Consider the following 21,194-nt stretch of genomic DNA (forward strand, 5'->3'; position numbering starts at 1 on the left):
TAGTGGGTAAGTGCGATAGGCGCAACATCGGCGACGTTGGCGGCGACAGGTGGGTGTGAGGGGGATTTTGGCCGTTTGTAAGCGGCTGCTTGCAGAAGTTCCGTGAACGCAGCTGTTGAGATTCTTTTCCGCCTGCGAATCATCAGGAAATTGCACAGATCCTGTGGGAGTGGGCTTGCTCGCGAAGACATTTTCACAGCCGACATCACCGCCGACGGCCATTACGCATTCGCGAGCAAGCCCGCTCCCACAGGTTTGGAGTTTTTACGCGATTGCAGCCTCAGCCGGCGAGACGATATTGGTCTTCATCCCGCGCGAACGCCCCGAGCTCAGGTAAGCCGCAATCGACTCCTGCGTCACCTCACCCAGGAACACCCGCTCGGCATCCATCACCGGCAGCCACGAACGGTTGAACTCGTACATGCGCGACAGCAGGATGCGCAGGTGTTCGTCGTACGCCGCGGTGGCGTTGAACTCGCGCAGATACTGCGCGCAGGTGCCGGTCTGGCGGTGCAGGTCGCGTCGACGGACGTAACCCAGCGCCTTGTTCTCGGCACAGGTGACCACCACGTAGCGGCGGTCATGCTCGTCCATCAATTCCAGCGCATCGGCCACCGGGGTCTCTGGACTGACCGATGGCGCGTTGTCCGCTGCGTCTTCAGCCTTCACCAGCAGCAGACGCTTGAGGGTGCTGTCCTGGCCAACGAAGTTGCTGACAAAGTCGTCTGCCGGGTGCGCGAGCAGGGTGTCCGGATGGTCGATCTGCAGCAGTTTGCCGGCGCGGAATATCGCGATCTTGTCGCCGAGTTTGATCGCTTCATCGATGTCGTGGCTGACCATGATCACGGTCTTGTTCAGCGCGCGCTGCATCTCGAAGAACTCGTTCTGGATCATCTCGCGGTTGATCGGGTCGACCGCACCGAACGGCTCGTCCATCAGCAACAGCGGCGCATCCGCCGCCAGTGCGCGGATCACACCGATGCGCTGTTGCTGGCCGCCGGACAGTTCACGCGGATAGCGATGCAGATACTGCTTGGGTTCGAGCTTGATCATGCTCATCAGTTCGCGAGCGCGGTCGTGGCATTTCTGTTTGTCCCAGCCGAGCAGTTTCGGCACCACGACGATGTTCTCTTCGATGGTCATGTTCGGGAACAGGCCGATCTGCTGGATCACGTAGCCGATGTTGCGACGCAGGGTCACTTCGTCGAGGTCGGTGGTGTCTTCACCGTTGATCAGGATCTTGCCCGAGGTCGGCTTGATCAGGCGGTTGATCATTTTCAGCGTGGTGCTTTTGCCGCAACCCGATGGCCCGAGGAACACACAGATTTCGCCTTCATTGACGGTCAGGCTCACCGAGTCCACGGCTTTGACATCTTTGCCGTTGCTCTGGAAGGTCTTGCTGAGGTTTTGAAGTTCGATCATTTGAGGAGTCCTTTTGGAGTCAGCGTACGTTGCAGCCACTGCAGGAGAAGGTCGGCGAAGATCGCCAGAAGACTGACCAGCAGCGCGCCGACGATCAGCATCGACATGTCGCTGCGGCTGATGGAGGCGAGGATCAGCACACCGAGGCCACCGGCGCCGATGGTTGCGGCGATGGTCATCACGCCGATGTTCATCACCACCGCGGTGCGCACCCCGGCGAGGATCACCGGCACCGCAATCGGCAACTCGACCATGCGCAGGCGCTGGCCGAAGGTCATGCCGATACCGCGTGCGGCTTCACGGATGCCCGGCTCGACGCCGGTCAGGGCGAGGTAGGTGTTGCGCATGATCGGCAGCAGCGAATAAAGGAACACCGCGGTGATCGCCGGCATCGGCCCGAGGCCCTGGCCGAACTTGGAGTAGAACGGCAGCAGGAGACCGAACAGCGCAATCGACGGCACGGTCAGCAGCACTGTGGCGCTGGCCTGCAAGGGACCGGCGAGGCTGGGGAAACGCGTCATCAGAATGCCCAGCGGCACACCAATGAGGATCGCCAGTGTCACGGCGACGCCAACCAGGGTGATGTGCTGCCAGGTCAGGTGCATCACCTGCTGCCAGTCGAGGTGGGAAAAGGCGTTCAGAAATTCCATGACTTTTCCTCCTTAATTGAGTGGGTGCTGGCGCAGAAAGTCGGCGGCCACTTTCGATGGGCTTTCGTGATCGACGTCGACCCGCGCGTTGAGCTGGCGCATGGTTTCGTCATCGAACAGTTCTGCCAGCGGCTTGAGTTGCTCGGCCAGTTGCGGGTGTGCATCGAGGTAGGCCTGACGCACCACCGGCGCGGCGGTGTAGTCGGGGAAGTAGTGCTTGTCGTCTTCCAGCAACTTCAGGCCGAAGGCATTCAGGCGACCGTCGGTGGTGTAGACCAGACCGGCGAACACCTGGCCGTTGCGCAGCGCGGTGTAGACCAGCCCCGCGTCCATCTGGCGGATGTTCTTACGGGTGAGGTTCATGTCGTAGAGCTTGACCATGCCGTCGAGACCGTCGGAGCGGTTGGCGAACTCGGTGTCCAGCGCCACCAGGTGATTGGTCTTGGCTTCATCGCGCAACACCTTGTTCAGGTCGCTGATGGTGTTGATCTGCGGATACTCCTCGGCGACTTTTTTCGGCAGGGCGAGGGCGTAGGTGTTGCTGAATTTCGACGGGGTCAGCCAGACCAGGCCTTTTTTCGCGTCGAGTTCTTTGACCCGGGCGTAGGACTGTTCGCTGTCGAGTTTTTCGGTGACATGGTTATAGGCCACCAGCGACACGCCGGTGTATTCCCAGAGCATGTCCAGTTGCCCGCTTTCGTGAGCGCTGCGGGCGAGGTTGCTGCCCAGACCGCCGGTGATCTGCGCGTCGTAACCTTTGCTGCGCAGGTATTGCGCGGTGATTTCCGCGAGCAGGGTCTGCTCGGTGAACACCCGGGCGCCGAGGCGAATCACCGGTTTTTCCGCCGCCTGGGCCAATCCTGCGAACAGCATGATGCAGCCTAAGATCAAGCTAAGTCGTTTCATAAATATTCCTTCGCAAAAGCCTTAAGACGGGCGCAAACCGCGTTCCAGCCAGAGACGGCTGGCGAGGGTGACCACGCCATCGAGCAGCAGGGCCAGCAGCGCGGTGCACGCGGCGCCGAGCAGCAGTTGCGGCTGATTGTTCAGGGCGATGCCGGGAAAGATCAGGCTGCCGAGGCTGTTGGCGCCGATCAGGAAGGCCAGCGGCGCGGTGCCGACGTTGATCGCCAAGGCTACGCGCACGCCACCGATGATGATCGGCACCGCATTGGGCAATTCAACTTTCCACAGCACCTGACGCGGGGTCATGCCGATGCCGACGGCGGCTTCTTTCAGCGAACCCTGGACGTTTTTCAGGCCTTCGTAGGTGTTGCGCACAATCGGCAACAGAGAGGCGAGGAACAAAGCGAAGATTGCCGGACCACTGCCGATGCCGAGAATCCCCAGGGCAATCGCCAGTACGGCCAGCGGTGGCACGGTGTTGCCGATATTGAAGATCTGCATGAAACGTTCAGCGCGGCCGACCATGGTCGGGCGACTGAGGAAGATACCGGCGGGGATGCCCACGACAAGGGCGGCCAGCATTGAAGCGAGGACGAGAATCAGATGAGCTTGCAGGTAAAACAACAAATCGTCGCGGTAGTGTTCGATCGTGTTGATGCCGATCCAGTGGACCAGCAGGGCCAGGAGCGCGATAACCACCGCACCTCCCATCAGCCCTTTGCCATAGCGGATAGCCACAGGCGGACTCCTTTTCTTGTAGTCGGCGAACGCCGTCCCGAGTGGCATGCCATGCCTGGCTGCCGGGAAATAAACGTTCGCGAGAAGCAGCTCCTTCAGCACCGGCAACAAGCGGTCTGAAAGCGAGCCATGAGCGCAGCCTCGTCAGGCTAACTTGCTGATTTTTCAGCCCCTGACGAAATGTCGTAACAGGGGATGGACGTCTCCGTGCTTTAAAAGGTTCCCATCCGGGGCAGCATTTGGCCACCCTTAATGTGCTCAACGGTTCGGTTATTGCATCGAGTTGGGCTATAATCGCGGCCCTTTTTTGAATCACCGCCAGGCGATTTCCCATGACCAACCAGGCCGCCGAAGTCGCGAAACGCCGCACTTTCGCCATTATTTCCCACCCCGATGCCGGTAAAACCACGATCACCGAAAAGCTCCTGTTGATGGGCAAGGCGATTGCAGTGGCCGGCACGGTGAAATCCCGTAAATCCGACCGCCATGCGACATCCGACTGGATGGAGATGGAGAAGCAACGGGGTATTTCCATTACCACGTCGGTCATGCAGTTCCCGTATCGCGAACACATGATCAACCTGCTCGACACCCCGGGCCACGAAGACTTCTCCGAAGACACCTACCGCACCCTGACGGCGGTCGACTCGGCGCTGATGGTGCTCGACGGCGGTAAAGGCGTTGAGCCACGGACCATCGCGCTGATGGACGTCTGCCGTCTGCGTGACACGCCGATCGTCAGCTTCATCAACAAACTCGACCGTGACATCCGCGACCCGATCGAACTGCTCGACGAGATCGAAGCCGTCCTCAAGATCAAGGCTGCGCCGATCACCTGGCCGATCGGTTGCTACCGTGACTTCAAGGGCGTTTATCACCTGGCCGACGACTACATCATTGTCTACACCGCCGGTCACGGTCACGAACGCACCGAAACCAAGATCATCGAGAAACTCGACTCCGACGAGGCGCGCGCGCACCTGGGCGACGAGTACGAGCGCTTCCTCGAACAGCTGGAATTGGTGCAGGGCGCCTGCCACGAGTTCAACCAGCAGGAGTTCCTCGACGGTCAACTGACCCCGGTGTTCTTCGGTACTGCATTGGGCAACTTCGGGGTCGACCACGTGCTCGACGCCGTAGTTGACTGGGCCCCGCGTCCGCTGGCCCGTGTCGCCAACGAGCGCACCGTCGAGCCGGTGGAAGAGAAGTTCTCGGGCTTCATCTTCAAGATCCAGGCGAACATGGACCCGAAACACCGTGACCGCATCGCCTTCATGCGTATCTGCTCCGGCAAATACGAGAAAGGCATGAAGATGCGCCATGTGCGTACCGGCAAGGACGTGCGCATCGGCGACGCCCTGACGTTCTTCTCCTCCGAGCGTGAACAGCTGGAAGAGGCGTACGCCGGCGATATCATCGGTCTGCACAACCACGGCACCATCCAGATCGGCGACACCTTCAGCGAAGGCGAAGTCCTCGGTTTCACCGGCATCCCGCACTTCGCCCCGGAACTGTTCCGTCGCGTGCGTTTGCGTGATCCGTTGAAGTCCAAGCAGTTGCGTCAAGGGCTGCAACAGCTGGCTGAAGAGGGTGCGACTCAGGTGTTCTTTCCGGAGCGTAGCAACGACATCATTCTTGGCGCCGTGGGTGTGCTGCAGTTTGATGTGGTCGCGAGCCGCTTGAAGGAGGAATACAAGGTTGAGTGCTCTTATGAGCCGATCACTGTTTACTCCGCGCGCTGGATTGAATGCAGCGACAAGAAGAAGCTTGAGGAGTTTTCCAACAAGGCTGTGGAGAATCTGGCATTGGATGGCGGTGGGCACCTGACCTACCTGGCGCCGACGCGGGTTAATCTGGCGTTGATGGAAGAGCGGTGGCCGGATGTGAAGTTCCGTGCGACCCGTGAGCACCACTAAGCGTTGAGCTGAGTTGTCTGGAGCCCCTGAGGTGTAGGCCTTGGGGGCTTTTTTTGGGCTTTGGTCTTGGCGGCCTTCGGGCCGACCAGGCTTCGGGTGGTTTGGGTGTATATCCGTTTTTTTGGTGATGGCGGATTAGGGTTCCGCCCTTACGGCCATCCCTTTCAAGGTCTTAGGTAAAATCCCCTGAAATTTCAGTCAGGGATCCCCCGAAGATGTGGACCGATGTTCTAGCTCGATTCGAAAAAAAAGCACCTGCCAGCGTCATGGCCAAGTTGGCGCTGGAGCAGGCTATTGCTCCTGAGTGGGTCGATCAGGTCTTCGAAGAACATCGGCAACGGCAGTATTCTCGTGAACTACTGTTCTCGACCATCATCAAGCTGATGTCCCTTGTTTCATTGGGTTTGAAGCCATCCCTGCACGCCGCCGCTCGGCAACTGGAAGATCTTCCTGTCAGCTTGGCAGCCCTCTACGACAAGATCAGTCGTACCGAACCTGCTCTGTTGCGCGCGCTGGTCACAGGCTGTGCACAACGCCTGACCCCAACCATCAAAGAGCTGGGTTGCACCACGATGCTGCCGGGCTGGCAGGTTCGGGTGGTGGACGGCAACCACTTGGCATCCACTGAGAAACGTCTGGGCGCTCTACGCCACGAGCGGGGTGCCGCTCGTCCTGGCTTTTCGGTGGTTGTCTACGACCCCGATCTCGATCAGGTCATCGACCTTCAGGCATGTGAGGATGCCTACGCAAGCGAGCGTATTTGTGTGCTGCCTCTATTGGCTGATGCCGAGCCGGGCCAGGTGTGGCTGGCTGATCGACTCTACTGCACGCTCCCGGTTATGGAAGCTTGTGAGCAGGTCCAGACATCCTTTGTCATTCGTCAGCAAGCCAAGCACCCACGCCTGATTCAAGAGGGTGAGTGGCAAGAGCCCGTAGCTGTGGAAACAGGCACTGTGCGCGAGCAGATCATCCACGTCAGAGGCGGTTACCAATGGCGGCGCGTGGAACTGACGCTTCATTCGCCAACAGACTCGGGTGACAGCAGCTTGATGTTCTGGAGCAATCTACCTGAGAGCATCAGTGCACAGCAGATCGCAGAACTCTATCGCCGCCGCTGGAGTATTGAGGGCATGTTCCAGCGACTGGAAGCGATCCTGGAAAGTGAAATCGAAACCCTTGGCAGCCCAAAGGCTGCCTTGCTCGGGTTCGCTACTGCGGTATTGGCATACAACGTCCTGGCCGTACTCAAACGAAGTGTCGAACAAGCCCATCGCGACACCCAGCCTGAAGGCTGGGAAGCCTCGACCTACCACTTGGCGGTCCAGGTCAGGAGTGGTTATGAGGGAATGCAGATTGCGCTGCCCTCGGAGTACCTTCCCGTTATCCCTGCGGAAAAACTGGCTCAGCGCTTGTTGGAACTAGCCAGAAACATCCAGCCAAAACAAGTTGCGAAAAGCCCCCGAGGCCCCAAGGTGCCCAAGCCCAAAACGTGGGTCCAAGGCACAGCGGTGCATGCTCATGTTTCAACGGACAGGGTAATCAAGGCCGCCAAAACGAAAAGACCTTGAAAGGGATGGCCCTTACGGCGGGTCACTTTTTCCAGACGCCGAAAAAGTAACCAAAAAGGCTTGCTCCTGCGTTCGGCCCGCTCGCTGGGGCTCGGGGTCCCTTCGCTGCGGGATCGATCCGGGGGCAGCGCCTACGGTTTGCTTCGCTGCACCTCCTCTCGCTGTGTTTGGCTGCGCCAAACGGTCGCTGCGCTCCCACCCCCGGACCAATCCCTCCACTCAGCCTTCCGATGTCGCCCGTGGATCAAGATCAAAAGCTTTCGGCGAGCTGACACTCGGCCATTTGAGTGGTGAAAAGCATGCGCTAGGCTTTTGCTTTCCTGTAGGAGCCAGCCTGCTGGCGATGGCAGCCTGACAGCCGACCAATTTCCAACTGCCTGCACTCAATCCCACTGGGGGAGCTGGCTTGCCAGCGATGGCGGCCTCCGAGCCGACCAATCTCCAACAGACCACACCCAATCCCTCTGTAGGAGCCAGCCTGCTGGCGATGGGCGGCCTGACAGCCAACCATTTTCTAACTGACTCGCCCAATCCACTGTGGGAGCGGGCTTGCCAGCGATGGCGGCCTCCGAGCCGACCAATCTCCAACAGACCACACCCAATCCCTCTGTAGGAGCCAGCCTGCTGGCGATGGCGGCCTGACAGCCAACCATTTTCTAACTGACTCGCCCAATCCCACTGTGGGAGCTGGCTTGCCAGCGATGGCGGCCTCCGAGCCGACCAATCTCTAAAAGACCACACCCAATCCCTCTGTAGGAGCCAGCCTGCTGGCGATGGCGGCCTGACAGCCGACCAATCTCCAAAAGACCACACCCAATCCCAATTTGGGAGCTGGCTTGCCAGCGATGGCGGCCTCCGAGCCGACCAATCTCTAACAAACCACACCCAATCCCTCTGTAGGAGCCAGCCTGCTGGCGATGGGCGGCCTGACAGCCAACCATTTTCTAACTGACTCGCCCAATCCACTGTGGGAGCGGGCTTGCTCGCGAAGGCGGTTTCACAACCGACCATTTTCTAATCGAACTGAGCGACCGTAGGGACTGTAGGGCGAGTCCGTATTTTGAGTTCTCGATGTTCTTGAGCGCGACAACCGGTGTGCTGGGCGTTAGTGTTTCAGGTCCACGCCAGTCGCTTTGAGAGGTCAAGGGAATGACGCGCAACCTCGTCCATCTGCTGCGTCCCAGCGGCTATTTCAGTCTGATGGCCTGGGTACTTGCGGCATTGCTGTTCATCAATCGTCTGAGCAGCATGGTCAAGCTGTTCATGGCGCTGTATCTGCGTCAGGAGTTGGGGCTGGCGATCGAGACAGTCGGTTGGCTGCTGTCGGCCTATGGTGCCGGGTTGTTGATCGGTTCGATGCTCGGCGGGCTGCTCAGTGACCATGTGCGGACGGCGCGGCTGACGGCGGCGTTGTTCTTCGTCTCCGTATGGGTGTTGATCCTGCTGGGGCTGGTGACGCAGGTGCCGCTGCTGGCCGGGTTGCTGTTGCTCAGCGGTACCCTCGACGGGGCGATTCGAACCCTGCATCAGCGGCTGATCATGGAGTATTGCGAGCCAGCGCAGCGTTCGCGCGCCCAGGCCTTGAGCCGTGTTGCAAGAAACCTTGGCATGGCGGCTGCCGGTATTGCCGGCGGGGTGTTGGCGCAGACGGATTTCCGTTGGGTGTTTTTTGTCAGTGCGGCAATGACGTTGCTGGCGTTGCTGTGGTTTGTGCGCACTACCTGGCGCCGTGCGGTGCTCGAGCCCGATGAGGTGACCGAGGCTGGCACTGGCACACCGTTGCGCGACACGGCGTTCCTTTGGCTGCTCGGTGCGGCGGTGTTGCTGGGGATGGCGTTCGACACGGTTTACAGCACGCTGGGCAACTATCTGCGTGACTACTACCACTTGAGCACCGAGGCCATCGGCTGGCAGTTCGGGCTTAACGCGATGCTGGTGGTGGCGCTGCAGATCCCACTGACGCATTGGGGCGAGCGCTGGGGCTTGCGTCGACAAGTGCTGGCGGGCTGTGTGTTACTGGCGGTCGGGTTGGGGATGTTGCCGTTTGGCTCGGGGTTGTTTTACGTGTGTCTGTCGACGGTGATCTGGACATTGGGTGAAGCTTTTTTCATGCCGCCAATGAATGTGCTGGTCATGCGGCATGCGCAGGGTGGCAAGAGCGGCCAGTATTTCGGCCTGTTCTTCATGAGCTGGAGCGCCAGTGCGTTGCTGTCTCCGGTGCTGAGTGGTCAGCTGTATGGGCACTTCGGCGGGCACAGCGTATGGCTTGCGAGCGCGACACTGGCGTTGTTGACCGTGCCGCTGATCTGCCTTGCTACACGCTTGTCGACACCGGCCAAGGCGCAAGCCGCCAACCAGCGCGCCACCTCGCTTAGCTGATTCGGTTATAGCGGTTATTCACAAGTGATCTTCCCGACCGGGGCATTTCCGAGGTCCCGTTAGCGTCCTATCTGGTGAACCGGACTGATCGGAACTAGATTTCATTCAGCGCCGGATTGGCACCCCAGGCTTCAACCACGAAAGGATGGAAATGGCTATGAGCATTTTTCAACGCGTTGTGCTGTTGCTTAAGGTTTTGGTGATGTTGACGCTTGGCACCACGGCGGCGTGGGCGAGTTCTGCCACGCCACCACAGGGTTTTAACGCAGCCCACGGACAAGCCGGTGTGGTCATGCTGGCCAAGTCTGAATCCGAACCGGGCGATCAGGACCAGGGCGGCAGCAAGGACGATGACGACTCCACCACTGATGAGCCAGACACTGACGATGACGACGGCGACAGCCAGTCGTAAATCGCCGGCAAAAGAAAACCCCTTCTTCCCCGACTGATGCGCAATCGGAGGAGAAGGGGTTTGGTTAACCCTTTGACTACAACTCAAATCCCCTGTGGTAGAGGGCTTGCGCCCGAAAGCGGTGAATCAGTCACCATCATCATCGACTGTCACACCGCATTCGCGAGCAAGCCCGCTGCCACAATTCTGTCCGCGGTGATCAGGCGGCGCCGTCGAGGAACTGCTCGGCGTAGTGGCAAGCCACCTGCCGGTTGTCGAGCTGGCGCAGGGCCGGCTCTTCGCTGCTGCAACGTTCGGTCGCGTACGGGCAGCGCTTGTGGAACGCGCAGCCCGGTGGCGGGTTCAGCGGGTTGGGCAGTTCGCCGACGATCTTGATTTTCGGCTTGTCCGGGTCCGGGTGGATCGTAGGCGTCGCCGATAACAAGGCTTGGGTGTACGGGTGCAGAGGACGGGTGTAGATGTCCTCTTTCGGGCCCATTTCCACCGGCCGGCCGAGGTACATCACCAGCACCGAATCAGCGACGTGACGCACCACGGCCAGGTTGTGCGAGATGAACACGTAGGCGGTGTTGAATTCCTGCTGCAGGTCCATGAACAGGTTCAGCACCTGCGCCTGAATCGACACGTCCAGCGCCGAGGTCGGTTCGTCCGCCACCAGCACTTTCGGTTGCAGCATCATCGCCCGGGCCAGGGCGATCCGCTGACGCTGACCGCCGGAGAACATGTGCGGATAACGCTGGTAATGCTCAGGACGCAAGCCGACCTGCTTCATCATCGCCTGGACTTTCTCGCGACGTTCGGTGGCCGACAGGTTGGTGTTGATCAGCAGCGGCTCGGCCAGTTGATCACCGATTTTCTGCCGTGGGTTCAACGATGCGTACGGGCTCTGGAATACCATCTGCACGTCTTTGCGCAGTTGCTTGCGCTGGGCCTTGTCGGCGCCGGCGACTTCCTGACCGGCGATCTTCAGCGAGCCGGACGACGGCTCTTCAATCAGGGTCAGGGCACGGGCCAGGGTGGATTTGCCGCAGCCCGATTCGCCGACCACGGCGAGGGTCTTGCCGGCTTCCAGTTCGAACGACACACCGTTGAGGGCGCGCACGGTCGCGTGGCCCTTGAACAGGCCACGGGAGACTTCGTAGTGACGGGTCAGGTCGCGGGCGGTAAGTACGACGGCCATTACGCCACCTCCTGGTTCAGCGGGAAGAAGCAGCGCGCGAGGCTGTTGCTTTTCGGATCAAGGGCTGGACGCTGCGCGCGGCAGCTGTCCTGCACGTACGGGCAGCGCGGCGACAGCAGGCAACCCTGCGGACGGTCGTAGCGGCCCGGAACGATACCCGGCAGGGTCGACAGGCGTGAGGCGCCCAGACTGTGCTCGGGAATCGCCTTGAGCAGCGCTTCGCTGTACGGGTGCGCCGGGATGTCGAACAGTTGCGGCACCTGACCGACTTCAACCGCTTGGCCGGCGTACATCACGCACACGCGCTGGGCGGTTTCAGCCACGACCGCAAGGTCGTGGGTGATCAGCACCAGGCCCATGTTCTGTTCTTTCTGCAACGCCAGCAGCAGATCCATGATCTGCGCCTGAATCGTTACGTCCAGCGCCGTGGTCGGTTCGTCGGCGATCAGCAGTTTTGGCTCGCCGGCAATCGCCATGGCAATCGCCACGCGCTGGCTCATACCGCCGGACAGTTGGTGCGGGTAGGCGTCCATACGGCTGGCGGCGCCCGGGATTTCAACTTTTTCCAGCAGTTCGATGGCACGTTTGCGCGCTTGCTTGCCGGACATTTTCAGGTGCAGGCGCAGCACTTCTTCGATCTGGAAACCGACGGTGTAGCTCGGGTTGAGTGCGGTCATCGGGTCCTGGAACACCATCGCCAGGTCTTTGCCGACGATTTGTCGACGCTGGCGGCTGCTCAGCTTGAGCATGTTCTTGCCGTCGAAACTCAGGGAATCGGCAGTGACGATCCCCGGGTGCTCGATCAGGCCCATCAGCGCCATCATGGTCACGGATTTACCCGAACCCGATTCGCCAACGATCGCCAGGACTTCGCCCTTGTCGACTTTCAGGTCGAGGCCGTCGACTACTGGAACGGCGTTCTTGTCGCCGAAGCGAACGTTGAGATTCTTGATTTCTAGCAGTGACATGGGAATCTCCTCAGGCGGCGTTCTTGAGTTTCGGGTCCAGCGCATCGCGCAGGCCGTCGCCCATCAAGTTGATTGCCAGCACGCTGAGCAAAATGGTCAAACCAGGCAGACTGACGACCCACCAGGCGCGTTCGATGTAGTCGCGGGCCGAGGCCAGCATGGTGCCCCACTCAGGGGTTGGCGGTTGTACGCCAAGGCCGAGGAAGCCCAGCGCCGCAGCATCGAGAATCGCCGAAGAGAAACTCAGGGTCGCCTGCACGATCAGTGGCGCCATGCAGTTGGGCAGCACGGTGATGAACATCAGGCGTGGCAGACCGGCACCGGCCAGGCGCGCGGCGGTCACGTAGTCGCGGTTCAGTTCGCCCATCACCGCAGCACGGGTCAGACGCACGTAGGACGGCAAGGACACCACAGCAATGGCGATCACGGTGTTGATCAGGCCAGGGCCGAGGATGGCGACGATCGCCACAGCCAGCAGCAGGGACGGCAGGGCCAGCATGATGTCCATCAGACGCATGATGGTCGGGCCGATCATTTTCGGGAAGAAGCCGGCGAACAGACCCAGCAGGATCCCCGGGATCAGCGACATCACCACTGACGACAGACCGATCAGCAGCGACAGGCGCGAACCCTGGATCAGGCGCGACAGCAGGTCACGCCCCAGTTCATCGGTACCGAGCAGGAACTGCATCTGCCCGCCTTCAAGCCAGGCCGGTGGCGTCAGCAGGAAGTCACGGTATTGCTCGCTCGGGTTATGCGGCGCGACCCACGGCGCGAAGATCGCGCAGAAAATCACCAGCAGCATGAACAGCAGGCCGGCAACCGCGCCCTTGTTTTTGGAGAAGGCTTGCCAGAATTCTTTGTACGGCGACGGGTACAGCAGGCTTTGATCCGCGCTTGGGGCGGCATTGGCTACTGAGGATGTTGGAGTGCTCATGGTATGGACCTCAGCGCTGATGACGGATGCGTGGGTTGGCAAAGCCGTAGAGGATGTCCACTACGAAGTTGACCAGAATCACCAGGCAGGCGATTAACAGGATGCCGTTTTGCACAACCGGGTAGTCCCGGGCGCCGATGGCTTCGATCAGCCATTTACCGATGCCGGGCCAGGAGAAGATGGTTTCGGTCAGGACTGCACCGGCCAGCAGGGTGCCGACTTGCAGACCGACCACGGTCAGAACCGGAATCAGCGCGTTGCGCAGGCCGTGCACGAACACCACGCGCGCCGGCGACAGGCCTTTGGCCCGGGCGGTACGGATGTAGTCTTCACGCAGCACTTCGAGCATCGACGAACGGGTCATCCGCGCGATCACCGCCAGCGGAATGGTGCCGAGCACGATGGCCGGCAGGATCAGGTGATGCAGGGCATCGAGGAACGCGCCCATGTCATCGGCCAGCAGCGTGTCGATCAGCATGAAACCGGTGCGCGGCTCGATGTCGTAGAGCAGGTCGATCCGTCCGGAGACCGGGGTCCAGCCCAGGCTCACCGAGAAAAACATGATCAGGATCAGGCCCCACCAGAAGATCGGCATCGAATACCCCGCCAGGGAGATGCCCATCACCCCGTGGTCGAACAGGGATCCTCGCTTGAGGGCCGCAATCACCCCGGCCAGCAGGCCCAGGATGCCGGCGAACAGCAGGGCGGCCATGGACAGTTCCAGGGTCGCCGGGAAGAGAGAGGTGAACTCGGTCCATACGCTTTCACGCGTACGCAGGGATTCGCCGAGATCGCCGTGGGCCAGTTTGCCGATGTAGTCCAGGTACTGGGCATACAGCGGTTTGTTCAGACCTAGGCGTTCCATTGCCTGAGCGTGCATTTCGGGGTCGACCCGACGTTCGCCCATCATCACTTCCACGGGGTCGCCAGGGATCATGCGAATCAACGCGAAAGTCAGCAGGGTGATGCCGAAAAACGTGGGGATCAACAACCCCAGTCGGCGGGCAATAAAACTAAACATCTTGTGTGGTACCTCATCAGCCGGTTAGGCGTGCCCGGCGACCCTGGGGTCAGGGAGGCCGGGAGTTTCTTATCTACTTCACCTGGGTGGTGGCGAAGTTATTAGTGGTGAGAGGGCTGATGTGATAACCCTCTACGTTGTTGCGCATTGCGGTAAACATACGGGTGTGGGCCATGCTGATCCACGGTTGGTCCTGATTAAACAGCACCTGGGCCTGTTCGTAGAGTTTGGCGCGTTCGGCCGGATCTACTTTAGCCCGTGCTTCGTCCAGCAGTGCCTGGAATTTCTCGTTGCACCAGCGAGCGTAGTTTTCGCCGTTCTTGGCCGCTTCGCAACTGAGCATAGGCGTCAGGAAGTTATCCGGGTCGCCGTTGTCGCCCGCCCATCCGGCCGACACCATGTCGTGCTCGCCGGCCTTGGCGCGTTTGAGCATCTCGCCCCATTCCATCACGCGGATGTCGATCTTGATCCCGACTTTCGCCAGGTCAGCCTGCATCATCTGCGCGCCGAGCATCGGATTCGGGTTGGTCGGGCCACCACCGTTACGGGTAAACAGGGTAAACACGGTGCCTTCCGGAACCCCGGCCTCCTTGAGCAGGGCGCGCGCCTTGTCGAGGTCACGTGGCGGGTTCTTCAGGTCGTGGTTGTAGCCCAGCAGCGTCGGCGGGTACGGGTTGACCGCGACCGAGGCGTTGCCTTTGCCGAACAGCGCGTTGACGTAGGCTTCCTTGTCGAAGGCGATATCAATCGCTTTGCGCACCCGCACGTCGCTGATGTATTTGTGCTGGGTGTTCATGGCGATGTACGAGACGGTCATCGCGTCCATCTCGTCGACCTTCAGGTTGCTGTCTTTCTTGATGCTCGGGATGTCATCCGGCTTCGGATACAGCGCGATCTGGCACTCGTTGGCCTTGAGCTTCTGCAGGCGCACGTTGTTGTCAGTGGCGATCGCCAGAATCAGCGCGTCGGCCGGGGCCTTGCCACGGAAGTAGTCCGGGTTGGCCTTGAAGCGTACCTGGGCGTCCTTGGCGTAACGCTGGAAGATGAACGGGCCGGTGCCCACAGGCTTGTTGTTGAGGTCGCCGGTCTTGCCGGACTTGAGCAACTGGTCGGCGTATTCGGCCGGGTAGATCGAGGAGAACGCCATGGCGATGTCGGCCAGGAACGGCGCTTCGCGGCGGGTCAGGGTGAACTTGACCGTGTTGTCGTCGACTTTCTCTACGCTTTTGAGCAGTTCCTTGAAGCCCATGCTTTCAAAGTACGGGAAGCCCACGCTCGACAGTTTGTGCCACGGGTGATTCGGGTCCAGCTGGCGCTGGAAGCTCCAGACCACGTCGTCGGCGTTCATGTCGCGGGTCGGCTTGAAATATTCGGTGGTGTGAAACTTGACGCCTTTGCGCAGGTGGAACGTGTAGGTCAGGCCGTCGTCACTGATGTCCCAGGACTCGGCGAGCGCCGGGATCACTTCGGTGGTGCCGGGCTTGAAGTCGGCCAGACGGTTGAAGATCGTTTCGGCCACCGCATCGGCAGTGACTGCAGTTGTGTACTGGACCATATCGAAGCCTTCCGGGCTGGCTTCGGTGCAGACCACCAAGGGTTTGGCCGAGACGCCGATGGCGGCGCTCAACAACGCGGCAGCGACGGCCGCACGTAGGGGAAGCATTTTCATCGATAACCCTCTGCAATCGGTTGAAGACAAAAAACCGAACGGCCGACTCGTCATGAGTCAGCCGTCGGTCGGCGGTTTTTACAGGATGTTGAATGGAATCGTGGTCACGAGACGGAACTCGTTGATGTTGCCGTCAGCCTGATGCTCGCTCGCGCGGTGAGTGGTGTAAGTCGCGCGAATCGCGGTGGCCTTCAGAGGGCCACTCTGCACGGCGTAAGAGGCGCCGATGCCGTATTCGTAGTGGCTTTCGCCGTCCATCAGGCTCAGGTCGCCGCGCTTGGCGCCCGGATCGGTGTAGGCGGTGCCGGTGTAGTGAGTACCGTCGATGCCCCAGCCACGAGCCTGGTAGATGTTGAACTTCAGGCCTGGCACGCCGTATTCGGCCATGTTGATGCCATAGGCGATCTGGAAGGATTTCTCGTTCGGGCCGTTGAAGTCCGACAGCAGGGAGTTGGCCAGGTAGATGCCGTTGGTTTCGTGCAGGTAGTCGAAGTACTCGTCACCGTTCACTTGCTGGTACGAGAAGGTCAGGCTGTGCGCCTGGTGGGTCAGGCCGAACGACAGCGAGTAGGTGTCGTTGTCGATTTTGCCCATCAGTTTTTTGCCTTCATCTACGGTCTTGTAGTAGTTCAGACCGGTGGTCAGGCTCAGCACCTGGCTGTCACCCAGTTCATGGGTGCCGCCGAAGTAGTACTGGTTCCAGAAGTCTTCGACGTTGGCCACGTAGAGGCTGGTTTTCAGGCTTTTGAGCGGCTGATAGTTGACGCCGGCGGTGTAGACCTTGTCGGTTTCCGCGCCGTTGGCACCGTATTCGCTGCGGAACTTCGACAGGCTCTGCTCGGTACGAGGCGAGACGCGGTCAAAACCGGCCAGGTCGAACGACAGGTTGTTGAATTCTTCGCTGTGCAGGCTGATACCTTCGAAGCTCGAAGGCAGCGGACGGTTGCCGATGACGTCGACGATCGGGGTGCTGAAATTCTGGCGGCCTGCGGTCAGCGTAGTGTTGGAAACACGGAACTTGACGTTGGCCAGACCCAGTTTGCTCCACTGGTCGACAGCGTCACCGTCGGAGTGCGCCAGGGTACGGTTGGAACCGCCGGCGATGTCCTTGCGGTCACGGTCGAGAGCGATGGCGTTGTAGGCCGCGACTTCGGTGCTGACGCCAACGGTGCCTTGGGTGAAGCCCGAGGTGTAGTTGACGATTGTGCCTTGAACCCAGTTGATACGACGTGCGGTCGGTGTTTTGACCACGGGCGAAGTGTTCTTGTCACTGTTTTTCACGTAGCTGAAGGTGTCATCGCGACGCTTCAGTTCGTTGGCATACCAGTTACGCGTGGTGCCGCCCAGACTTTGTCCATCGACAAAGCCTTTGGCCTCGCTTTGGGCGCTGCTGCCGGCCAGAGTGGTCGGTACGAATTCCTGACTAACAGGTTCCGCATACGCCGTTGCGGTAATGCTGCTGATGGCCAAAGCCAGTATCGCAGTGCTGCTCAGTTTCATGGGTGAAGCTCCTTTACTTTCTTTTTATGCCGGCTTTTTTGGGTTGGCCGGTTATTGGTTTAGAACTCATTCACACATCGCAAACGTTTGCAAAAGGCCTGATTGGCGAATTTCGGCAAAGCGCTTGCGTGAGGGGGATAGACAGCCCCCTCAGCGTTGCGGCTAATCGGTTGGGTTAATCGATACTGACGCCCGAGAACACATTGCGACCGAAGGGGCTGACCTTGAAGCCTTCAACCCTGGCGCTTAACGGCTGGTTGACCGTCGAGTGGGCGACAGGCGTGATCGGCACTTGCTGCTTGAGCAACTGCTGCGCCTGTTTGTAGAGCACGGTGCGCTGGTCGCGGTCGGTGACGACCTTGGCCTCTTTGATCAGCTTGTCGTAAGCCGGGTCGCACCACATGGAGTAGTTGTTGCCGCCAATCGCGTCGCAGCTGTACAGGGTGCCCAGCCAGTTGTCCGGGTCACCGTTGTCGCCGGTCCAGCCGATCAGGCTGATATCGTGCTCGCCATTCTTGGTGCGCTTGATGTACTCGCCCCATTCGTAGCTGACGATCTTCACTTTCAGACCGATCTTGGCCCAGTCAGCCTGGAGCATTTCGGCCATCAATTTGGCATTCGGGTTGTACGGACGCTGTACCGGCATCGCCCACAGGGTGATCTCGGTGCCTTCCTTGACGCCGGCAGCCTTGAGCAACTCGCGGGCTTTTTCCGGGTTGTAGGCGGCGTCCTTGATGCTGTCGTCGTAGGACCACTGGGTCGGCGGCATGGCGTTGACCGCCAGCTGTCCGGCGCCTTGATAAACGGCGTTGAGAATCCCTTGTTTATTCACCGCCATGTCCAGCGCCTGCCGCACTTCGAGCTGGTCGAACGGCTTGTGACGGACGTTGTAGGCGATGTAGCCGAGGTTGAAACCGGGCTTGGAAATCAGCTGCAGTTTTGGATCGCTCTTCAGCGCTTCAACATCGGCAGGACGCGGATGCAGGGTGATCTGGCATTCGCCGGCCTTGAGTTTCTGCACGCGTACCGAGGCGTCGGTGTTGATCGCGAAAATCAGGTTCTTCAGCTTGACCCGGCTTGGGTCCCAGTAATGCTCGTTGCCGGTGTAACGGATGTTCGAGTCTTTCTGATAGCTCTTGAACACGAACGGCCCGGTGCCGACCGGCTTCTGGTTGATGTCGCTCGGCTTGCCTTCGGCCAGCAGCTTGTCAGCGTATTCGGCGGACAGGATGGCAGCGAAGCTCATGGCGATGTTCTGGATGAACGCGGCGTCGACGCTGTTGAGCGTGAACTCCACGGTCAGCGGCCCGGTCTTTTCGACCTTGGCGATGTTCTTGTTCAGGCTCATCCCGTTGAAGTACGGGAATTCGGTCGGATAAGCCTTACGGAATGGCTGCGCGGGATCGAGCATGCGGTTAAACGTGAACAGCACGTCGTCGGCGTTGAAATCGCGCGTCGGTTTGAAGTACGGCGTTGTATGAAACTTCACACCTTCACGCAGGTGAAAGGTGTACTTGAGACCATCCTCGGAAATATCCCACTTGGTTGCCAGACCCGGTACGACATTGGTGGCGCCTTTTTCGAACTCGACCAGACGGTTATACAGCGGCTCGGCGGCGTCGTTATCGGTTGCCGTCGTGTATTGCGCGGTATCGAAACCCGCCGGGCTGCCTTCGGAGCAGAACACCAGACTGTCGCTGGCGGCGTAACTGGCCGACGTGGCGGCCAACAGGCCGGCGCCCAGCAATGCGGAAAAAACCAAGGTATGGCGCATGACGCTCCCTCTTTTTTTAGTGTTGTTCAATGCACCGCGATCCCGTCCAGGGAAGTTGAGGTTGCATTGAGCTCAATCCAGTACGTACAGCAAGCCGGTGGCCCACGCAGAAACTGGTCAGAGCCCGACGGTAGGGGCCGTGGGTCTGGCAGTAAATGCGCTGAGTCCTAAAGACTCGTAGGAAAAGGCAACACGTCATGTACCTCCCTGTTAGAGCAGGGTGGAAATGGCTGTAGGCAAATTCCTGGCTAGTCGGCAGAAAAAAACAGCGGCGCCGCCTGAAACGTCGCCGCTGTCTGTTTTTAATTGCTGACGCTGACGCCGTAGAAGGAGTTCAAGCCGAATGGGCTGATCTTGAAGTCCTGCACGTTGGCGCGCATGGGTTGATACACCGTCGAGTGAGCGATAGGTGTCATTGGGACTGCATCTTTGAGGACGTGTTGCGCCTGTTTGTACAGTTCGGTGCGCTTGGCCTGGTCGGTAGTGCGCTTGGCTTCCTTGACGAGGCCGTCGAACTTCTTGTCGCACCACTTGGAGAAGTTGTTGCCGCTGAGCGAGTCGCAGCCGAACAGCACGTTCAGCCAGTTGTCCGGGTCACCATTGTCACCGCTCCAGCCAATGATCATGGCCTGGTTCTCGCCACCTTTGGAACGCTTGATGTACTCGCCCCACTCGTAGCTGGTGATCTTCACGTTCAGGCCGATCTTCTTCCAGTCGGACTGGAGCATTTCAGCCATCAGCTTGGCGTTCGGGTTGTACGGACGCTGAACCGGCATCGCCCACAGAACGATCTCGGTACCTTCCTTGACGCCAGCTTCCTTGAGCAGTTGCTTGGCTTTTTCAGGATCGTACTTGGCGTCCTTGATGGTGGTGTCGTAGGACCACTGGGTCGGCGGCATGGCGTTGACGGCCAGTTGGCCGGCGCCCTGGTAAACCGAATCGATGATCTGCGGTTTGTTCACCGCCATGTCCAGCGCCTGACGTACGCGCAGGTCAGCCAGCGGGTTAGGCTCGTTGCTGCCCTTGACCTTGTCCATCACGTTGTAGGCGATGTAACCCAGGTTGAAACCGGCCTGGTCAGGCATCTTCAGGGTCTTGTCGGCCTTGAGCGCCGCGAGATCCGCCGGACGCGGGAACAGGGTGACCTGGCACTCGTTCTTTTTCAGCTTCTGGATACGTACCGACGGGTCGGTGGTGATGGCGAAGATCAGGTTGTCGATCTTCACGTCTTCAGGCTTCCAGTAGTCCTTGTTCCCGGTGTAGCGGATGTTGGAGTCTTTCTGGTAACTCTTGAACACGAACGGGCCGGTGCCGATCGGCTTCTGGTTGATGTCGGCAGCCTTGCCTTCCTTGAGCAACTGGGCAGCGTACTCGGCGGACTGGATCGAGGCGAAGCTCATGGCCATGTTCTGGATGAACGCGGCGTCGACTTCTTTCAGGGTGAACTTGACGGTGTGGTCGTCGACTTTATCGATCTTGGTGATGTTGGTATCCATCCCCATGTCGGTGAAGTACGGGAATTCGGTCGGGTACGCCTTACGGAACGGATCATCCTTGTTAATCATGCGATTGAAGGTGAACAGCACGTCGTCGGCGTTGAACTCACGAGTCGGCTTGAAATACGGGGTGGTGTGGAACTTGACGCCTTCACGCAGGTGGAAGGTGTAGGTCAGGCCGTCCGGGGAAATGTCCCAGCTGGTGGCCAGGCCAGGAACAACAGCGGTACCGCCGCGCTCGAACTGGCTCAGACGGTTGAACATGGTTTCTGCTGAGGCGTCGAAGTCGGTTCCGGTGGTGTACTGGCCTGGATCAAAACCGGCCGGGCTCCCTTCGGAGCAGAACACCAGGTTAGTCGCAGCGGATGCGAATGGTGCGGAGGCTAACAAGCCTGCGCCGACTAAAAACGGAATGACCGCGTGTTTAAGCATGTTGGCCTCATGATTTGTTGTCATTTTTTAATATTGAGGTACGACCTCGTGAGTCGTGCCTGCGGATACTTATGCAGGGGCCATACCCAATGCAAGATCCAGAGCGACTGCCGGCCTCAAAGCGTGGCACGAACGTACCTTAATGTCGCATTTGTATAAGAGTTGACGCATTTGACCGTTTGCGGGCGTTTTTTACGGTGCAAACGAAGCCCCAAAACGGTGCGCT

The 21,194-nt window shown here is 59.6% G+C and carries 16 protein-coding genes; 4 read left to right on the forward strand and 12 right to left on the reverse strand.

Features of this window, described 5'->3' with window-relative positions; translation table 11 throughout:
- Window positions 1–264 precede the first annotated feature (264 nt).
- The 4 genes from V9L13_RS24900 to V9L13_RS24915 are packed head-to-tail and all read right to left on the reverse strand — an operon-like array spanning window position 265 to window position 3,689.
- Window positions 265–1,422 carry an ABC transporter ATP-binding protein gene (locus V9L13_RS24900; protein WP_338800808.1) on the reverse strand — a complete coding sequence of 386 codons (1,158 nt, stop codon included), beginning with the start codon at window positions 1,420–1,422 and terminating at the stop codon, window positions 265–267.
- Complete coding sequence (locus V9L13_RS24905) at window positions 1,419–2,072, reverse strand: ABC transporter permease (protein ID WP_338800809.1); 654 nt, start codon at window positions 2,070–2,072, stop codon at window positions 1,419–1,421. The genes V9L13_RS24900 and V9L13_RS24905 overlap by 4 nt, the downstream gene beginning before the upstream one ends.
- Window positions 2,073–2,084: 12 nt before the next feature.
- Window positions 2,085–2,978 carry a glycine betaine ABC transporter substrate-binding protein gene (locus V9L13_RS24910; protein WP_338800810.1) on the reverse strand — a complete coding sequence of 298 codons (894 nt, stop codon included), beginning with the start codon at window positions 2,976–2,978 and terminating at the stop codon, window positions 2,085–2,087.
- 21 nt (window positions 2,979–2,999) lie between these two features.
- Entirely contained in the window at window positions 3,000–3,689 is a 690-nt protein-coding gene (locus V9L13_RS24915) for an ABC transporter permease (RefSeq protein ID WP_177327464.1), read from the reverse strand.
- A 359-nt stretch (window positions 3,690–4,048) separates the two neighbouring features.
- Between V9L13_RS24915 and V9L13_RS24920 the strand changes: the two genes are divergently transcribed.
- The 4 genes from V9L13_RS24920 (at window position 4,049) to V9L13_RS24935 (ending at window position 9,991) form a co-directional block, all read left to right on the forward strand.
- The gene (locus V9L13_RS24920; protein WP_007965665.1) at window positions 4,049–5,632 is read left to right on the forward strand and encodes a peptide chain release factor 3; all 1,584 of its coding nucleotides are present in this window, start codon (window positions 4,049–4,051) and stop codon (window positions 5,630–5,632) included.
- Between the two features lie 266 nt (window positions 5,633–5,898).
- Window positions 5,899–7,200: an IS4 family transposase gene (locus V9L13_RS24925; RefSeq protein WP_080593282.1), complete on the forward strand. Its 1,302-nt coding sequence runs from the start codon at window positions 5,899–5,901 to the stop codon at window positions 7,198–7,200.
- A 1,149-nt stretch (window positions 7,201–8,349) separates the two neighbouring features.
- On the forward strand, window positions 8,350–9,579 hold the full coding sequence (locus tag V9L13_RS24930; protein ID WP_338800811.1) for an MFS transporter: 1,230 nt from the start codon (window positions 8,350–8,352) through the stop codon (window positions 9,577–9,579).
- Window positions 9,580–9,736: 157 nt separating this feature from the next.
- Complete coding sequence (locus V9L13_RS24935) at window positions 9,737–9,991, forward strand: hypothetical protein (RefSeq protein WP_338800812.1); 255 nt, start codon at window positions 9,737–9,739, stop codon at window positions 9,989–9,991.
- Window positions 9,992–10,190: 199 nt separating this feature from the next.
- Here the strand turns inward: V9L13_RS24935 and V9L13_RS24940 are convergent, their stop codons facing one another.
- The 8 genes from V9L13_RS24940 to V9L13_RS24975 all read right to left on the reverse strand — a co-directional run bounded on the left by V9L13_RS24940 (window position 10,191) and on the right by V9L13_RS24975 (window position 20,968).
- Window positions 10,191–11,171 (reverse strand): peptide ABC transporter ATP-binding protein, encoded by a 981-nt coding sequence (locus V9L13_RS24940; protein ID WP_103485765.1) that lies wholly within the window; start codon window positions 11,169–11,171, stop codon window positions 10,191–10,193.
- Complete coding sequence (locus tag V9L13_RS24945) at window positions 11,171–12,139, reverse strand: ABC transporter ATP-binding protein (RefSeq protein ID WP_338800813.1); 969 nt, start codon at window positions 12,137–12,139, stop codon at window positions 11,171–11,173. Before V9L13_RS24945 ends, V9L13_RS24940 begins: the two co-directional genes overlap by 1 nt.
- Before the next feature lie 10 nt (window positions 12,140–12,149).
- Window positions 12,150–13,076, reverse strand: a complete 927-nt coding sequence (locus V9L13_RS24950) for an ABC transporter permease subunit (RefSeq protein WP_064585947.1) — start codon at window positions 13,074–13,076, stop codon at window positions 12,150–12,152.
- A 10-nt stretch (window positions 13,077–13,086) separates the two neighbouring features.
- Window positions 13,087–14,097, reverse strand: a complete 1,011-nt coding sequence (locus V9L13_RS24955) for an ABC transporter permease subunit (protein WP_003221609.1) — start codon at window positions 14,095–14,097, stop codon at window positions 13,087–13,089.
- Between the two features lie 73 nt (window positions 14,098–14,170).
- On the reverse strand, window positions 14,171–15,766 hold the full coding sequence (locus tag V9L13_RS24960) for an ABC transporter substrate-binding protein (protein WP_201135809.1): 1,596 nt from the start codon (window positions 15,764–15,766) through the stop codon (window positions 14,171–14,173).
- Between the two features lie 78 nt (window positions 15,767–15,844).
- Entirely contained in the window at window positions 15,845–17,266 is a 1,422-nt protein-coding gene (locus tag V9L13_RS24965) for an OprD family porin (protein ID WP_103485768.1), read from the reverse strand.
- A gap of 175 nt (window positions 17,267–17,441) precedes the next feature.
- On the reverse strand, window positions 17,442–19,040 hold the full coding sequence (locus V9L13_RS24970) for an ABC transporter substrate-binding protein (RefSeq protein ID WP_338800814.1): 1,599 nt from the start codon (window positions 19,038–19,040) through the stop codon (window positions 17,442–17,444).
- Window positions 19,041–19,342: 302 nt separating this feature from the next.
- A complete protein-coding gene (locus V9L13_RS24975; RefSeq protein ID WP_226500657.1) occupies window positions 19,343–20,968 on the reverse strand; it encodes an ABC transporter substrate-binding protein in 1,626 nt (541 codons plus the stop codon).
- Between the last annotated feature and the right edge of the window lie 226 nt (window positions 20,969–21,194).

The organism is Pseudomonas sp. RSB 5.4 (genome assembly GCF_037126175.1).
Taxonomy (GTDB): domain Bacteria; phylum Pseudomonadota; class Gammaproteobacteria; order Pseudomonadales; family Pseudomonadaceae; genus Aquipseudomonas; species Aquipseudomonas fluorescens_H.

Coding starts and splice junctions, on each gene's coding strand:
- V9L13_RS24900 (WP_338800808.1), bottom strand. CDS start 1,422: ATGATCGAACTTCAAAACCTCAGCAAGACCTTCCAGAGCAACGGCAAA.
- V9L13_RS24905 (WP_338800809.1), bottom strand. CDS start 2,072: ATGGAATTTCTGAACGCCTTTTCCCACCTCGACTGGCAGCAGGTGATG.
- V9L13_RS24910 (WP_338800810.1), bottom strand. CDS start 2,978: ATGAAACGACTTAGCTTGATCTTAGGCTGCATCATGCTGTTCGCAGGA.
- V9L13_RS24915 (WP_177327464.1), bottom strand. CDS start 3,689: ATGGGAGGTGCGGTGGTTATCGCGCTCCTGGCCCTGCTGGTCCACTGG.
- V9L13_RS24920 (WP_007965665.1), top strand. CDS start 4,049: ATGACCAACCAGGCCGCCGAAGTCGCGAAACGCCGCACTTTCGCCATT.
- V9L13_RS24925 (WP_080593282.1), top strand. CDS start 5,899: ATGGCCAAGTTGGCGCTGGAGCAGGCTATTGCTCCTGAGTGGGTCGAT.
- V9L13_RS24930 (WP_338800811.1), top strand. CDS start 8,350: ATGACGCGCAACCTCGTCCATCTGCTGCGTCCCAGCGGCTATTTCAGT.
- V9L13_RS24935 (WP_338800812.1), top strand. CDS start 9,737: ATGAGCATTTTTCAACGCGTTGTGCTGTTGCTTAAGGTTTTGGTGATG.
- V9L13_RS24940 (WP_103485765.1), bottom strand. CDS start 11,171: ATGGCCGTCGTACTTACCGCCCGCGACCTGACCCGTCACTACGAAGTC.
- V9L13_RS24945 (WP_338800813.1), bottom strand. CDS start 12,139: ATGTCACTGCTAGAAATCAAGAATCTCAACGTTCGCTTCGGCGACAAG.
- V9L13_RS24950 (WP_064585947.1), bottom strand. CDS start 13,076: ATGAGCACTCCAACATCCTCAGTAGCCAATGCCGCCCCAAGCGCGGAT.
- V9L13_RS24955 (WP_003221609.1), bottom strand. CDS start 14,097: ATGTTTAGTTTTATTGCCCGCCGACTGGGGTTGTTGATCCCCACGTTT.
- V9L13_RS24960 (WP_201135809.1), bottom strand. CDS start 15,766: ATGAAAATGCTTCCCCTACGTGCGGCCGTCGCTGCCGCGTTGTTGAGC.
- V9L13_RS24965 (WP_103485768.1), bottom strand. CDS start 17,266: ATGAAACTGAGCAGCACTGCGATACTGGCTTTGGCCATCAGCAGCATT.
- V9L13_RS24970 (WP_338800814.1), bottom strand. CDS start 19,040: ATGCGCCATACCTTGGTTTTTTCCGCATTGCTGGGCGCCGGCCTGTTG.
- V9L13_RS24975 (WP_226500657.1), bottom strand. CDS start 20,968: ATGCTTAAACACGCGGTCATTCCGTTTTTAGTCGGCGCAGGCTTGTTA.